This is a genomic window from Streptomyces sp. SID14515 (genome assembly GCF_010548505.1).
GTDB classification, from domain to species: Bacteria; Actinomycetota; Actinomycetes; order Streptomycetales; family Streptomycetaceae; genus Streptomyces; species Streptomyces caviscabies.
Genome location: NZ_JAAGMH010000043.1, coordinates 33,539 through 48,574, shown reverse-complemented (window position 1 = coordinate 48,574; position 15,036 = coordinate 33,539). Strand labels below are relative to the sequence as shown.

The 15,036-nt window shown below is 74.0% G+C and carries 11 protein-coding genes; 2 read left to right on the top strand and 9 right to left on the bottom strand.

Annotation, left to right across the window (positions count from 1 at the left end; all coding sequences use genetic code 11):
* Positions 1-1,357 (bottom strand): DUF6350 family protein (locus G3I54_RS08555; protein WP_239144296.1); only part of this gene is annotated, 1,357 nt, incomplete at its 3' end.
* Positions 1,358-1,483: 126 nt separating this feature from the next.
* On the opposite strand from G3I54_RS08555, the gene G3I54_RS08550 reads away from it, so the two are divergent.
* The gene (locus G3I54_RS08550; protein WP_164612675.1) at positions 1,484-2,722 is read left to right on the top strand and encodes a helix-turn-helix domain-containing protein; all 1,239 of its coding nucleotides are present in this window, start codon (positions 1,484-1,486) and stop codon (positions 2,720-2,722) included.
* 98 nt (positions 2,723-2,820) lie between these two features.
* Here G3I54_RS08550 and sucD read toward each other — a convergent pair whose 3' ends face one another.
* From sucD to G3I54_RS08500, 8 genes are all read right to left on the bottom strand, one after another.
* Positions 2,821-3,705, bottom strand: coding sequence for a succinate--CoA ligase subunit alpha (sucD, locus tag G3I54_RS08545; RefSeq protein WP_164612672.1), 885 nt, complete (start codon positions 3,703-3,705; stop codon positions 2,821-2,823).
* 21 nt (positions 3,706-3,726) lie between these two features.
* Entirely contained in the window at positions 3,727-4,908 is a 1,182-nt protein-coding gene (gene sucC, locus G3I54_RS08540) for an ADP-forming succinate--CoA ligase subunit beta (protein WP_164612668.1), read from the bottom strand.
* A 300-nt stretch (positions 4,909-5,208) separates the two neighbouring features.
* On the bottom strand, positions 5,209-6,291 hold the full coding sequence (locus G3I54_RS08535) for a hypothetical protein (protein ID WP_164612666.1): 1,083 nt from the start codon (positions 6,289-6,291) through the stop codon (positions 5,209-5,211).
* Positions 6,292-6,396: 105 nt separating this feature from the next.
* Positions 6,397-7,467: a hypothetical protein gene (locus G3I54_RS08530; RefSeq protein WP_164612663.1), complete on the bottom strand. Its 1,071-nt coding sequence runs from the start codon at positions 7,465-7,467 to the stop codon at positions 6,397-6,399.
* A gap of 100 nt (positions 7,468-7,567) precedes the next feature.
* Positions 7,568-8,797, bottom strand: coding sequence for a VWA domain-containing protein (locus G3I54_RS08525; protein ID WP_239144294.1), 1,230 nt, complete (start codon positions 8,795-8,797; stop codon positions 7,568-7,570).
* The gene (locus tag G3I54_RS08520; RefSeq protein ID WP_239144293.1) at positions 8,794-11,574 is read right to left on the bottom strand and encodes a DUF5682 family protein; all 2,781 of its coding nucleotides are present in this window, start codon (positions 11,572-11,574) and stop codon (positions 8,794-8,796) included. The genes G3I54_RS08525 and G3I54_RS08520 overlap by 4 nt, the downstream gene beginning before the upstream one ends.
* A complete protein-coding gene (locus G3I54_RS08505; RefSeq protein ID WP_164612661.1) occupies positions 11,571-12,695 on the bottom strand; it encodes an AAA family ATPase in 1,125 nt (374 codons plus the stop codon). Before G3I54_RS08505 ends, G3I54_RS08520 begins: the two co-directional genes overlap by 4 nt.
* Positions 12,696-12,818: 123 nt before the next feature.
* Positions 12,819-13,283, bottom strand: a complete 465-nt coding sequence (locus G3I54_RS08500; protein ID WP_164612658.1) for a hypothetical protein — start codon at positions 13,281-13,283, stop codon at positions 12,819-12,821.
* Positions 13,284-13,433: 150 nt separating this feature from the next.
* Between G3I54_RS08500 and G3I54_RS08495 the strand changes: the two genes are divergently transcribed.
* A complete protein-coding gene (locus G3I54_RS08495; protein WP_203685722.1) occupies positions 13,434-14,852 on the top strand; it encodes an SWIM zinc finger family protein in 1,419 nt (472 codons plus the stop codon).
* The last annotated feature ends 184 nt before the right edge of the window (positions 14,853-15,036 follow it).

Here is a 15,036-nt window from a genome sequence, read left to right as displayed (position 1 = left end):
CCGGCGCCTCCTCCTGGGCCGCCGCCTCCGAGGGCTCCGCCACCTCCGGTACGTCCACGTCCGCATCCGCCTCCACGTCCCTGCGCCAGGCCCAGCCCGGGGTGCGCAGACGCCACAGCCGCAGGAGCAGGGCCGCCGGTACGCCGACGGCCGCGGTCCACACCAGCGCGGCCGGGCCGGTCAGCCACCACACCGGGCCGAACGCGCTCAGCGCCCCGGTGCCCAGCGGCCCGCCGGCCACCGCCGTGAGCAGCGCCGTTCCCAGGCCGCAGCCCAGCGCGGCGAGCAGGGTCACCAGCACTGTCTCGCGCGGGCTCCACGCCTGCGCGCGCGGCGCGTCGGCGGGGGCCGCCCTGCGTACGGTGAACCAGGCGACCGCCAGCGCGGCCGCCACCGGCACCGCCAGGGCCGCCCCGTTCAGCAGGGTGCCGGGGCCCTGGTCCGGTACGGCCGCCAGCAGCGGGAAGTGGGGCGCCGCCGGGGTTCCGTCGAGGCCCAGCGGGGTGGCGGTGGCTCCCGTACCGAGCGAGAAGCCGGGCCCGAGCCCGTACGCGGCGCCCCACAGCGCGGCGTTCGGCACGAGCGAGGCGGCCAGCAGCAGCACGGCGAACCGGCCCGACCAGTCGCCCGCGAGCGCCAGGAAGGCGTCCTGGGCCACCGCCGCGTTCCGGCCGAGCGCCACCGTGACCAGCAGCGCACCGCCCCCGAGCAGCACCGTCACGCCCACCGCCGCCGAACGGCACGCCGTCTCGGCCCGGTCGCGGAAGAGCGTCCGCGCGAACGCCTCCTGAAGCACCAGGGGCGACCAGGACGGCAGGGGCCCGAACGGCCGCCCGGCCGCCGTCCACACCCCGGCCGCCGCCGCACCGGCCACCACCAGCGCCACCGGGAACACCAGCGTGTCCGGGTCCGCGCGCAGCGAACCGTCCCGGGCGTAGGCCGCCGCACCCGCCACGACCAGCAGATACCCGGCGGTCACCGCGCAGAACGCGCCCGCCTGCGAGGGCCCGGGCCGCCCCTCCTCCGGCTCCGCCGCATCGCGCGCCGCACGGTGCGTCAGCCAGACCGGGCCCAGCACGAGCAGCAGCGGCACCATGCCGACGGGGGCGGGGACGCCGCTCAGGGTGTCGGGCCGCACGAGTCCGGCGCCGTGGGCCAGCAGCCACACCCCGGCGGCCGCGCGCAGCGCCCCACCCGGTCCGCTGTCCGGGTACGGGGAACTGATCCACACCACCATGACCAGCACCGTCAGCGTCCCGAGGCCGAGCCCGGCGGCGACGGCGCCCCGCACCAGGGCGGAGGCGAGGGCGAGGGTGCGGTTCCGCTCGACCGTCACCTTCGGGCTGCGTTGCGTCATTTGGGTCACGCGGCCCATGCTGCCAACGACACGCGCTTATCCCGCGTAACGCGCGAAGAGCCGCCGTGTCGCTCAATATACGTTTATGTACTTTTTCACCCAGTGCGGCGCTGCCGGGGGCCGTCCATGACCCGGAGCACGACCGACGAGGCCGCCGCGCCGCCGCTGCCCTCCCCCAAGGAGCGCCGCAGACTGCGCGAGGCGAAATCGCTGAGCGAGGATCAGGTGGCGGCGGCGGTCGGCGTCACGCGCGCCACCGTGCGCTCCTGGGAGACGGGGCGCACGAGCCCGCGCGGACGCAAGCGCGCGCTGTACGCGAAGCTCATCGCGCCCGAACCGAAGGCACCCCCCACCACCGCACCGCCGGTGCCCCCGGCGCCGGCAGTGCCCCCGGTGCCCTCTGCGGCTCCGGAAGCTGGGGCGGCTCCGGCGGCTCCGGAAGCCGTCCTCGAAGCCGCCCCGGAGGCCCCGGCCGCGACCTCAACCGCGCCCGTAGAGGCCGAGGCGAAGACCGAGACCGAGGTGAGAGCGACCGGCGCGCGGCCGCTCTCGCCCGCCGAGGCGTTCGACGAGCTGTACGCCCGTACCGCCCCCGCCCTCGTCCGGCAGACCTATCTGCTGACCGGCCGCCGCGCCCTGGCCCGCGAATCCGTCGAGCGCGCCTTCCAACTGGCCTGGCAGCGCTGGCCCGAGGTCGCCGTCGACCGCGACCCGGCCGGCTGGGTGCGCGCGGCGGCGTACGAGTACGCGATTTCCCCCTGGCACCGGCTGCGCCGCACGCACCGGCACCCCGACGCCCCGCCCACGGAGCCGGGCAAGCGGGCGCTGTTCGACGCGCTGCTCGATCTGCCTCCGGCCTACCGCCGCACGCTGCTCCTGTACGACGGGGTCGGCCTCGATCTCCCGGAGACGGCGGCCGAGACGGAGGCCAGCACCCCGGCGACGGCGGGCCGGCTGATGACCGCCCGCGCCGCCGTCGCCGAGCGGCTTCCCGAGCTGACGGCCGCCGAATCGCCCGCCGAACAGTCGGCCCTGCTGCACGACCGGCTCGGCGCCCTCGCCCGCGCCGAGCACGTACCCGTACCGCAGCCGGCCCGTGCCGTGCGCACCGGCAGCGAGAACAAGGCCAGGCTGTGGACCCGGGCCGCCATCGCGGGCGTCGCGCTGCTCATCGCCGTGACCGGGCTGACCCTGCACACCGCGCCCACCCACTACGAGCAGCCGATCTCCCCCGCCGAACGGGTCGGGGGCGTACCGCCGCGCGGTGGCCCGCAGAAGCTCACCGCACAGGACCTGAAGCTGCAGAAGTCGCTGAGCGAGCAGCTGGAGCACGGCCCGGAGCGGCTGGTTCCGCAACCGCGGTGATACCGGCGGGCAGGTGACAGAAACGGCGCGGGCCCGCACCCCTGAATGAAAAAGGGGGTGCGGGCCCGCGCCGTTCGTACGCGTTCGCGCGGCCTGCGTCAGGCGCCGAGGATCTCGCGCGCCAGCTTGGCGGTCTCGGTCGGCGTCTTGCCGACCTTGACGCCGGCGGCCTCGAGGGCCTCCTTCTTCGCCTGGGCGGTGCCCGAGGAGCCGGAGACGATGGCGCCGGCGTGGCCCATGGTCTTGCCCTCCGGGGCGGTGAAGCCCGCGACGTAGCCGACGACCGGCTTGGTGACGTTCTTCGCGATGAAGTCGGCGGCACGCTCCTCGGCGTCGCCGCCGATCTCGCCGATCATCACGATGAGGTCCGTCTCCGGGTCCGCCTCGAACGCCGCGAGGGCGTCGATGTGCGTGGTGCCGATGACCGGGTCGCCACCGATGCCGACGGCGGAGGAGAAGCCGATGTCACGGAGCTCGTACATCATCTGGTAGGTCAGCGTGCCGGACTTGGACACGAGACCGATGCGGCCGGGCTTGGTGATGTCGCCCGGGATGATGCCGGCGTTGGACTGGCCGGGGGTGATGAGACCCGGGCAGTTCGGACCGATGATCCGGGTCTTGTTGCCCTTCTCGTTCGCGTACGCCCAGAAGGCGGCGGAGTCGTGAACGGCGATGCCCTCGGTGATGACGACCGCGAGCGGGATCTCGGCGTCGATCGCCTCGACGACGGCGGCCTTGGAGAACGCCGGCGGCACGAAGAGGACGGACACGTTCGCGCCCGTCTTCTCCATCGCTTCCTTGACGGAGCCGAAGACCGGGACCTCGGTGCCGTCGAAGTCGACGGACGTGCCGGCCTTGCGCGGGTTCACGCCGCCGACGATGTTGGTGCCGTCGGCGAGCATGAGCTTGGTGTGCTTCATGCCCGTCGCGCCGGTCATCCCCTGGACGATGACCTTGCTGTCCTTGGTGAGGAAGATAGCCATGGTGGTCTGAGTCCCTCTTCCTTACTTCGCAGCCGCGGCGAGCTCGGCGGCCTTGTCGGCCGCGCCGTCCATGGTGTCCACGCGCTGCACGAGCGGGTGGTTGGCGTCGGAGAGGATCTTGCGACCCAGCTCCGCGTTGTTGCCGTCGAGACGCACGACCAGCGGCTTCTCGACCTTCTCGCCCTTGGACTCGAGCAGCGCGAGCGCCTGCACGATGCCGTTGGCGACCTCGTCGCAGGCGGTGATGCCACCGAAGACGTTGACGAAGACGGACTTGACGTCCGGGTCGCCGAGGATGATCTCCAGGCCGTTCGCCATGACCTCGGCGGAGGCGCCGCCACCGATGTCGAGGAAGTTGGCGGGCTTCACGTTGCCGTGGTTCTCACCGGCGTACGCGACGACGTCCAGGGTCGACATGACCAGGCCGGCGCCGTTGCCGATGATGCCGACCTCGCCGTCCAGCTTGACGTAGTTGAGGTTCTTGGCCTTGGCGGCAGCCTCGAGCGGGTTGGCTGCGGCCTTGTCCTCGAGGGCCTCGTGGCCGGGCTGGCGGAAGTCGGCGTTCTCGTCGAGCGAGACCTTGCCGTCCAGCGCCAGGATGCGGCCGTCCTTGGTCTTCACCAGCGGGTTGACCTCGACGAGGAGGGCGTCCTCGGCGACGAAGGTCTCCCACAGGGTCACCAGGGCCTCGGCGACACCCTCGGCCACATCGGCCGGGAACTTCGCCTGGGCCACGATCTCGCGGGCCTTGACGATGTCGACGCCGGAGTTGGAGTCGACCGGGACCTTCGCGAGGGCCTCGGGGGTCTTCTCCGCGACCTCCTCGATGTCCATGCCGCCCTGCACCGAGGCCATGGCCAGGAAGGTGCGGTTGGTGCGGTCGAGGAGGTACGAGACGTAGTACTCCGCCTCGATCTCCGGGGACAGCTCGGCGATCATCACCTTGTGGACCGTGTGGCCCTTGATGTCCATACCGAGAATGTCGGTCGCCCGGGCGACCGCCTCGTCGGCGTCGGCGGCCAGCTTGACACCGCCGGCCTTGCCGCGGCCGCCGACCTTCACCTGCGCCTTGACGACAGACTTGCCGCCCAGCTTCTCGGTCGCCTCGCGGGCTGCCTCAGGCGTGTCGATGACTTCACCGGCCAGCACCGGTACACCGTGCTTGGCGAAGAGGTCCCTCGCCTGGTACTCGAACAGGTCCACGCGCGTCCGTCCCTTTTAGTGGTATCGCGGTTCGTTCTTCTGCGTGGGCGTGCCGCGAAGGGCAACGTGACTGCGCTGTCACTAGGGAGGCGTACACGGTGTCCGAGTACGCGGCATGTCCATCCGGCAGGTTATCCCCGTGCCCCGTGTGACCCTAAATCGCAGATCACACCTGAGCGGTGATAACGGTCACAGAGGGTGGCCCCTCCGGCTCCCGGCCGGGGTTCGCCGGGAGCCGGAGTGAGGCCGAATCGTGCTGCTGACCGCGCTCCTGCCTACCGCGCGGGCAGCGCGTCCGTCCTACCGCGCGGGCAGCGCGTCCGTCACGAAGGACGGGGTGACCGAGGTGACGCCCTGGGCGCCGGTGGCCGCGTGACCGACGGCGGGGCGGGCGTCCTCGCGGACCGTGTCCGCCAGACCGCCCGCGAACGGCCGGGCCTGCTGCCCGACGCCCTCGGCCAGCGGCTGGACCCGGGTGGTGACGCCCTGGGCGAACGGCGCGACCGCGTCACCGGTCAGCCCCTGCGCCAGCGGCTGGACCTCGGACGCGACGCCTCCGGCGAACGGCACGGCCGCACCCGTGACGCCGGACGCCAGCGGCTGGACCTCGGTGGTGACGCCCTGCACGAAGGGCGCGGCGGCGTCGCCGACGACCCCCTGGGCGAACGGCCCGACCTCGCCGAGCACGCCCTGGGCGAGCGTGCCGACGTCGCCGACCGCCTGTCCGACGACCGGGAGCGCGGCATCGACCGCACCCGCGGCGAGCGGGGGCAGCACGGAGTCGGACGTCTGCCCGACCACGGGCCCGGCCTCGGCCAGTGCGCCCTGGACGGCGGCCGGAGCCTGGTTCTGGGCGTAGCCGGGGATCTGCTCGATCGGCCCGAAGAGGTAGTCGATCTCGTCGACCGGCGCTGCGGGCACCTTGGGGGCCCGCACGTCCCCGGGCAGCTGCTGTACGTCACCGAGGTCCGGGACCTCCGGGGTCTGCGGCGCGCGCACCTGGGACGGGAGGCGGTCCCGTACGTCGGTCGCACCGGCGGCCTTGCTCCCGGCCTCCGACAACGTGTCCTTGACACCGTCGGCGGCGTCGACGCCCTTGACGTCCTCGATGACCTCGGCGCCCTTGAGGACCTTGGCGTCCTTGGCGCTCTTGAGGACCTTGGCGTCGGTGACGTCCTTGACGGGCGCCGCGTCCTTCACGGCCGTCGCGTCCTTGACGTCCTCGACGATCTCCGTCGCGTCGGGCGCCTCGGCCGCCAGGTCCGGGGTCGCGAGCGGTACGGACACGGGCAGCTCGTCCGCGCTCGCGGCGGCGGTGCCGAGCGCCCACATTCCGGTGGCGGTGGCGGCGATGGCTATGGATCGGCGCATGTTCTTGTGCATGGGTGTGTCAGATCCTTCGAAGGTGTTCGGCAGTCCGGAGAAGTCCGGACGCGGGCAGACCTGTTCCGCCCCCGCGCGGCAGGTCGAGGCGGGGAACGGCCTGCCCTAGCCGGGGAATTCGAGGATCTCGCCGGATCTGTCGGTTATCGGGGCGGCGGTCGCCGGGAGACCCGCTCCCCGGACCAGGGCGGCATGCGGACCGCCCGGGGCCGGAACCGCGTGCAGGTCGCCGCCGCGCGGACCCTGGACATCGGCGGTCGCCGTACGCACGAGGTCGCCGCAGGGGTCGAACGGTGCGCGGTACGGCGTCGGCGTGGGCGCGGGGCTCTGCGCGTGCCCGGCGCCCGGCGTACCGGACCCGTCCGGCACGGCCGTGGTCGCCGGGGCGGAGAACGGCGCCCCGATGTTTCGGTCCGCCTCGCGCCCGACGGACTCGTCGGAGGCGTCCGGTGCGGCGTCGCCCGGCGTGGCGGTGCCGTCCTCGGCACCACGGCCGGGGCCCGGCACGGAAGGTGACGGGGCACCGGGTGCGTCCGGTCCGCCACCGGGCACGGGCAGCACGGAGAAGAGCGGGGGAAGCCCCGGCAGGTCCGGCACCAGCGGCCGCACCTCCCCGGCGACCCGCTCCACGGCGTCTCCCGCGTCTTGCGCTCCTTCGACCACGGCATCGCTGACCCGAGGGGGCACGGAGGATTCCCGTACGGCCTGCTGTCCTGCCGCCGCCTGCTGCCGCGCGGTCTGCTCCGCGGCCCGATCGGCCGCTGTGGCCACCGGCTCGACGGCACGCTCGGCGGCCGGTTCAACGACCGGCTTGACGACCCGTTCGGTGACCGGCCCGGTGGCCGACTCGACCACCGGCTCGGCCGCCGACTTGACGGGCCGTTCGGCGATCGGCTGAGCAGGGGGCTCGGCTGCCTTACGGGCGGCGGTCTCAGGGGCCGTGGCATCCGGCACGACATCCGGCACAGCGTCCGGCAGGGCGTCCGCGACGGAAGCCGTGAGCGGGCCCGGATCCGGGCGCTCCTGCGCCTCCGCGCGTCCGCCCGTGAGGATTCCCAGGGCCAGCAGCCCGCCGAGGAACAGCACCGACACCACCACCTGTGCCACGCGACGCCCCGCCGTACCCTGCGCCGGGCGCGGGTCGACGGCTGCGCGGGCAGCGGTGGTCGTGGTCACCTCGGTGGCTCCTCCCTGGTACGCGGACGGCGGAATGCCGCCCTCCGCGAACGACGGGTCGATGCTTGCACGAGCCCGTGGGGGTCACGCAAGTCCCTGGTTACTGTTGGGTCTCCTTGTCCGGTATGGGCAGTGGCCTCTTCTCGATCGCGGCCGCCATGACATCCGGGAAGAGATCCGGCGTACAGGCGAACGCGGGTACGCCCAGCGCCCCGAGCGCCGCCGCGTGCTCGTGGTCGTAGGCGGGTGCGCCCTCGTCGGAGAGTGCGAGCAGCGTCACGAACTGCACGCCGGAGTCCTTCATCGCGGCGACCCGTTTGAGCATCTCATCGCGTATGCCGCCTTCGTAGAGGTCGCTGATGAGGACGACGACGGTGTCCGCGGGGCGGGTGATCCTCGACTGGCAGTAGGCGAGCGCCCTGTTGATGTCGGTGCCGCCGCCGAGCTGGGTGCCGAAGAGGACGTCGACCGGGTCGTCGAGCTGGTCCGTGAGGTCGACGACCGCCGTGTCGAAGACGACGAGCCGGGTCGACAGGGTGCGCATGGAGGCGAGCACCGCGCCGAAGACGGAGGCGTGGACGACCGACGCGGCCATCGAGCCCGACTGGTCGACGCACAGGACGATGTCCTTCTTGGCCGACCGGGAGGCGCGCCCGTAGCCGACGAGGCGCTCGGGAACGATCGTCCCCCTCCCCTCCGTGCTTCCCGGGACGGGGAGGTAGTTCGTGAGGTTGGCCCGGATGGTGCGGTTCCAGTCGATGTCGCGGTGGCGCGGCCGGCTGATCCGCGCCGAGCGGTCCAGGGCGCCGGTCAGGGTGGCCCTGGTGCGGCTCTCCAGGCGCTTCTCCAGGTCCTCGACGACCTTGCGGACGACGGCGCGTGCGGTCTCCTTCGTCGTCTCGGGCATCGCCTTGTTGAGCGAGAGCAGGGTGCCGACGAGGTGGACGTCCGCCTCGACCGCCTCCAGCATCTCCGGCTCCAGGAGCAGCGCCGCCAGGCCGAGCCGGTCGATCGCGTCGCGCTGCATGACCTGGACCACGGAGCTGGGGAAGTAGGTCCGGATGTCGCCGAGCCAGCGGGCGACGGAGGGCGCGGACGCGCCGAGCCCCGCCGAACGGCCGCCGGTGCCCCGGCCGCCGGGCTTCTTGCCCGCGCCTCCGCCGTACAGCGCGTTCAACGCACCGTCCATCGCGGCGTCCTGGCCGGTGAGGGCGCATCCGGTGCTGTCGGCGCTGTCCGCGCCGAGCACCATCCGCCAGCGCCGCAGCCGTTCGGCGTCGGGCGACGGTGTCGTCTCCCCCATCGGGTCCGTCCTCCTGGTCGTTGTCATACGGCCGCCTCCGTGGGCTCGGTTGTGCGGCCGAGCAGCAGGCGCAGCACCGGCTCCACCGCGTCGGCCCTGGCCGCGTCGAGACCGGGTCCGAAGCCCCCGGGCACCCGGGCGGCGTCGCCCCGGCGGGCGCCCTCCGGGGCGGGCCCGCGCCGGACCAGCTCGCCCAGGGTGCGCCGTACGCCCGGTTCGTACGCGGAGAACGTGCGGCGCAGCAGCGGCAGCACATCGGTGAACATGTCGGCGGGGACACCGGTCAGCCAGGCGTCGACGAGGCCGAGCAGCCGCTCGTCGTGGACCAGCAGCATGCCGCCGCCCGACGCACCGCCGACGAACCCCTCGATCCAGGCGGCGGCTTCGGCGGGCGGGGTGCCGGGCGAGAGCGCCAGGCCCATCAGCCGGGCCGCCTCGTCCTCCGCGAGCCGTCCCTCGTCCAGGAGCAGCCGGGTGGCCCGGCCCCGGATGATCCCGGCGACCGCGTCCCGGCCCGCCAGCTTGTGCAGGACGGCGTCCCAGCGCTCCCGCAGCCCTTCGGCGGGGGCCGTTCCGGCGAGCAGCAGCCCGATCGCGCCGTGCACGGCCTCCACCTGACGGCGCAGCGCCTCGGCCCCGTCGGCGTCGAGGCCGGTGCAGGCGGGCGGCAGGCCGACGCAGATCCGCTCGGCGAGTCCGGCGGCGACCTCCGCGAGCGCCGCCGTGTCCGTGGCGCGCACGTCCCCGTACCGCAGGGAGCGGGCCAGGGCGGGCAGCGCGTCCGAGAGGTGGCCGACGTCCGCGTCGAGTGCGGCCCGGTCGGCGAGGGCCTTCATCACGACGGGCAGCGCGTCGGGCAGTTCGGCCAGGAGGCAGTGCTCGGCGAGTGCGGTGACGTCGGCCAGCGCGGTCGCCGCCACGGCCCCGGTCTCGGCCTTCGCGGTGGCGGCGGTGAGCACGGTGGTGCCCCATACGCCCGCCTCCGCGACCCGGACGTGCAGTTCCGGCTCCCAGCTCAGCCGCCAGCTCTCCCGGAAGGTGCCGGTGCTGCCTCGCCCCGCGACCGGGTCGCCCCAGCCGATGTCGAGGAGGCGCAGCCGGTGCAGGAGGCGGCTGCGGGCGGCGTCGGTCTCCTTGCGCAGGTCGAGGTCCAGCTCGCGTTCCGACGCCTCCGGCTTGAGCCGCAGGGTGCGCTGGCTGCGGGTCAGGTCCCGTTGCAGCGGGACGGCCGGGGCGGCGTCCGGCACCTCGCCCAGGGTCTCGCCGACGATCAGCCGGTCCCGGACGAGGGCGAGCGGGACGTCGGACCCCTCGCACATGACGGCCCGCACCGCGTCGGTCGTCTCGCCGAGCCCCGCCAGCGGGCGGCCCCGCAGGGCGGCGAGGGTCTCGGCGAGCCGGACGGCCTCGATGACATGGGCGGTGGAGACGAACCGGTCCTCCTCGCGCAGCAGTCCGGCGACCTTGGTCATCCATCGCTCGATCGGCCGGTCGGCCGCGTCGAAGAGGTGCCCGTACCAGCCGGGTGAGTCGATTCCGGCGCCGTATCCGCTGTGCCGGGCGAGCCGGCGGTGGGTCCACGGCACCCAGGTCAGGTCGGTCCTGATCTTCGGGAGGCCCTTGAGCAGGGCTCGGTCGGCGGCGAGGGTGGTCCGCGCGGCGAGCGCGGGCACGTGCCAGGCCCCGCAGACGACGGCGACGCCGTCACCGAACTCCTTGCGCGCGGTACGCAGCTGGATCCGCATGTACGCCTCGCGCACCGCGTCCCGGGGCTGCCCGCCGTCGCCGTACGCCTCGCGGAGAGCGCTCATGGCCTCCGCCAGCGCGACGAACGGCGCGAGGGCGTCGCCGGATGTCCCTCCGCCGAGCGTTCCTCCGGCAGCCGTCCCTCCGGCGGGCGCTTCTCCGATGGGCGTTCCTGCGGCGGGCGCTTCTCCGGCGGGCGTTCCTGCGGCGGACGCTTCTCCGGCGGGCGTCCCTGCGGCGGACGCTTCTCCGGCGGGCGCTTCTCCGATGGGCGTTCCTGCGGCGGACGCTTCTCCGATGGGCGTTCCTGCGGCGGACGCTTCTCCGGCGGGCGTCCCTGCGGCGGACGCTTCTCCGGCGGGCGTCCCTGCGGCGGACGCTTCTCCGGCGGGCGTCCCTGCGGTGGGCGCTCCTCCGGTGGGTGCTCCTCCGGTGGGTGCTCCTCCGGCAGGCGCTCCTCCGGTGGGTGCTCCTCCGGTGGGTGCGCGGTGCTCGACGACGTCCTCCCACCAGCGCTCGGGGTCGTCGTATCCGGCGGTCTCGGCGAGCACCCGGATCGGGTCGACGACCGGCGTGACCTCTTCCGCTTCCGCCGCCCGCTCCCCCGGCGTCTTGTCCCGCCCCATGCCCGGCGCGGGTTCCTTGAGCGCGAGGGAGTGGGCGGCGGGCAGATCGATGAAGCGGACCGGGACGTCGTGGTCGAGCGCCCAGCGGATGGCCACCCACTCCGGCGAGAACGCGGCCATCGGCCAGAAGGAGGCCCGCCCCGGGTCGTCCACGGCGTGCGCGAGCAGCGCGACGGGCGGACGCATCTGCGGGTCGGCGGCGAGAGGGAGCAGCGCGTCGCCCTCGGGCGGCCCCTCGATGAGGACGGCGGCCGGGCGGGCCGCCGCGAGCGCGGCGAGGACCGCGCGGGCGGACCCGGGACCGTGATGCCGCACCCCCAGGAGCCAGGGGCCGGAGGCCACACGAGGACCTGGCCCAGCCGCTCCGGTAGTCGCGCCGGCGCTCGTCCCGGCCGTCCCGGGCCTCCCGGTCCTCGCGGCCGGGCTCGTCATGCGGATACCTCGCGGCAGGCGCGGTAGAAGTCCTTCCAGCCGTCCCGCTCGCGCACCACGGTCTCCAGATACTCCTGCCAGACCACCCGGTCCGCCGCAGGGTCCCGGACGACCGCGCCGAGGATGCCGGCGGCGACATCACCGGGGCGCAGGACGCCGTCGCCGAAGTGGGCGGCGAGGGCGAGGCCGTTCGTGACGACGGAGATCGCCTCCGCCGTGGAGAGCGTGCCGGAAGGCGACTTGAGCTTGGTGCGCCCGTCCGTGGTCACCCCGTCGCGCAGTTCGCGGAAGACCGTCACCACGCGCCGGATCTCGGTCAGCCCCTCCGGCGCGGCCGGCAGGTCGAGCGAACGGCCGATCTGGTCGACCCGCCGGGACACGATGTCGACCTCGGCGTCCGGGGTGGCGGGCAGCGGCAGCACGACGGTGTTGAACCGGCGACGCAGCGCGCTGGACAGCTCGTTGACGCCGCGGTCCCGGTCGTTGGCCGTGGCGATGAGGTTGAACCCGCGGACGGCCTGGACCTCCTGGCCCAGCTCGGGGACGGGGAGCGTCTTCTCGGACAGGATCGTGATGAGCGAGTCCTGCACATCGGCCGGGATACGGGTCAGCTCCTCGACCCGGGCGGTCATGCCCTCGGACATGGCCCGCATCAGCGGACTGGGCACCAGGGCGTCGCGGCTGGGGCCGTGGGCGAGCAGCTGGGCGTAGTTCCAGCCGTAGCGGACGGATTCCTCGGGCGTCCCCGCGGTGCCCTGCACGAGCAGCGTCGAGTCACCGCTGACGGCGGCGGCGAGGTGCTCGGACACCCAGGTCTTGGCCGTACCGGGAACGCCGAGCAGGAGCAGCGCCCGGTCCGTGGCGAGCGTGGTCACGGCCACCTCGACCAGGCGGCGCGGGCCCACGTACTTGGGCGTGATCACCGTCCCGTCCGGCAGCGTCCCGCCCTGCAGATAGGTGGCGACGGCCCAGGGCGACAGCCGCCAACGAGCGGGCCTCGGGCGGTCGTCGGCGGCCGCCAGCGCCTTCAGCTCGTCGGCGAACGCGTCCTCGGCGTGCGGGCGGAGCGCCTCGGCTCCTGCCTCCGGCTCGACGGCCGCGGTGGTTTCGGGCACGGTCATGGATCCCCCTCCAGATCGTTCGACCTGATCTGGTTCCACCGTGCACCATGCCACTGACAACGGGCCCTGACCGCAGGTCAGGGCCCGTGCACGAGCATCCGGGACCGGCCCGGCCGGCCTCGGTCAGCCCACGATCGGCGACACGGTGACGCAGCCGCCCGCCGTCAGCATGCCGTCCCCCTTCGACTCCATGATCACCTTGCCCTTGTAGGTGATGGTGCAGGCGACGTCGGCGCCGCCCTCTTCCAAGGCCATCGGCATGACGGCGGGCGGCATGATGCCGCGCAGCGTGACGGTCTTCTTCCACGGCAGGGTCGGCGATTCGACGGTCTCCAGCTCGGGCTCCATGGCCTCGCCGCCACCCCCGTGGTACGTGATCTCGTCGACGCTCGTGCCGGTCACCTCGTACGTGACCTCATACGTCTCGTCCACGGTCTTGTCGACCGCCTTGCCGACCGCTTCGTCCACGGACTCGGACGAGCAGGCGCCGAGTCCGAACACGAGCCCGGTGACGGCGAGGGCGCTCGCAACGGCACCTACGGGGCGGGTGATTCTGGCGGTACGCGTGGTGCGGATGGTGCGGTTCATCTGGGATCCCCCCTGGATCGGTCCGCCCGGATCTGTTCCGTACGCGGAGACCGCAGAGAAACGCAGGGGAATGGCGAAGTCAAATCCCGCTCGGGCTGCTGCGTCGCAGGTCGGAGGGGGCTGTCAGTGGTGCCGCCTACCGTCGGGGACATGCTGCTATCTCACGGGGGAGAACCCTCGCCCACCGGCGGACCGGTGGCGCGCTGGCCGGTGGAGCAGGTGCTGGCACTGGCTCCTGACGACGCATCACGCAAGGCGAGTACGCGACTCGGCGCGGCCGGCCCGTGGTCCGGCACGGGCCGCGATGCCGCGGGCGCGGTGTGGGGCCTGTGCAAGGGAAGCGGGAGCACGCCGTACCGGACGGTGGTCGACACCAACGGCCCGGCCTACTCCTGCAGTTGCCCGAGCCGGAAGTTCCCGTGCAAGCACGCACTGGGGCTGTTGCTGCTCCTGGCTTCCGACGACGCCGCGTTCCGGCCGGGCGAGCCGGCCGACTGGGCCGCGGCCTGGATCGAGGGCCGGCGCGGACGTACGGCGGAGCAGGCCGGGGCGGCGGCGGGTGGCGACACCGCGCGGGGGCCCGCCGACACCGCCGCCGCCAGGAAGCGGGCGGAGCGCCGCGCCGAGCGGGTCACGGGCGGCGCCCAGGAGCTGGAGCAGCGCCTGGCCGACCTGTTGCGCGGCGGGCTCGCCGCGACCGACCGCTCGGGTTACGGCCTGTGGGAGGAGACCGCGGCCCGCATGGTCGACGCCCAGGCCCCCGGTCTCGCGGCCCGGGTGCGGGAGCTGGGCGCGATCACCGGGTCCGGTCCTGGCTGGCCGGTCCGTCTGCTGGAGGAGTGCGGCCTGCTCCATCTGCTGGACACGGCCTGGCTCGGCCGGGAGCGGCTGCCGGACCCGCTGGCCGCGACCGTGCGGACGAGAGTGGGGCTGCCGGTGTCCGCCGAGGGCGCCCCGGTCCGCGACCACTGGCTGGTCCTCGCGCAGTACGACACCCCGGACGGCAAGATCGTCACCCGGCGGATCTGGCTGTACGGGCGGGGGTCGGGCCGCACCGCCCTGCTGCTGTCGTTCGGCGCGGCGGGCCGTTCCCCGGCCCGGGCGCTGCCGGTGGGCACCACGATCGACGCCGAGCTGACGCCGTATCCGGGCGGCGGGCAGCTCCGTGCGGAGCTGGGCGAGCAGTTCGGAGTCACGGCCCCGGCCGGTCCTCCGCCGGGCATCGCCGCAGCGGCCGCACCGGCCGTCTACGGCACGGCCCTGCGGGATGACCCCTGGCTGGACGCCTGCCCGGTCACCCTGCGCGACGTCATACCCGTGCCGTCCAAGGACGGCTGGCAGGTGGCCGACGCACACGCCGACTCCGCGTTGCCGATCGCCCCGGCCGCGCTGTCCCGGCCGGGCCTGTGGAAGCTCGTCGCCCTGTCCGGCGGCGGCCCGGTCACCGTGTTCGGCGAGATCGGCCACCGCGGCTTCGACCCGTTCGCGGCCTGGGACCCGGGCGAGACGGAGGAGGAGAAGAAGGAGGACGGGCGCACCACGGGCGGGGCGGTCGTCCAACTGGTCTGAGACGGCGACCGGCGCTCGCCCACCACCCGCCACCCGCCACCCGCCGTTCGCCACTCGCCGCCCGCTGCCCGCCGTTCGCCACTCGCCGTTCACTGACCGCCGTCCGCTATCCACCGTCCGCTGACCGCCGTCCGCTGTCCGCCGCCCAGCACCCGCGTCCGCGCCTGCCGCCCCGGCCCGACAC

What these genes read in the sequence shown, in the direction of transcription:
- sucD (WP_164612672.1), bottom strand. Translation starts at nt 3,705, where the DNA reads ATGGCTATCTTCCTCACCAAGGACAGCAAGGTCATCGTCCAGGGGATG.
- G3I54_RS08505 (WP_164612661.1), bottom strand. Translation starts at nt 12,695, where the DNA reads ATGACCGTGCCCGAAACCACCGCGGCCGTCGAGCCGGAGGCAGGAGCC.
- G3I54_RS08495 (WP_203685722.1), top strand. Translation starts at nt 13,434, where the DNA reads ATGCTGCTATCTCACGGGGGAGAACCCTCGCCCACCGGCGGACCGGTG.
- G3I54_RS08535 (WP_164612666.1), bottom strand. Translation starts at nt 6,291, where the DNA reads ATGCACAAGAACATGCGCCGATCCATAGCCATCGCCGCCACCGCCACC.
- G3I54_RS08525 (WP_239144294.1), bottom strand. Translation starts at nt 8,797, where the DNA reads ATGACAACGACCAGGAGGACGGACCCGATGGGGGAGACGACACCGTCG.
- G3I54_RS08520 (WP_239144293.1), bottom strand. Translation starts at nt 11,574, where the DNA reads ATGACGAGCCCGGCCGCGAGGACCGGGAGGCCCGGGACGGCCGGGACG.
- G3I54_RS08500 (WP_164612658.1), bottom strand. Translation starts at nt 13,283, where the DNA reads ATGAACCGCACCATCCGCACCACGCGTACCGCCAGAATCACCCGCCCC.
- G3I54_RS08550 (WP_164612675.1), top strand. Translation starts at nt 1,484, where the DNA reads ATGACCCGGAGCACGACCGACGAGGCCGCCGCGCCGCCGCTGCCCTCC.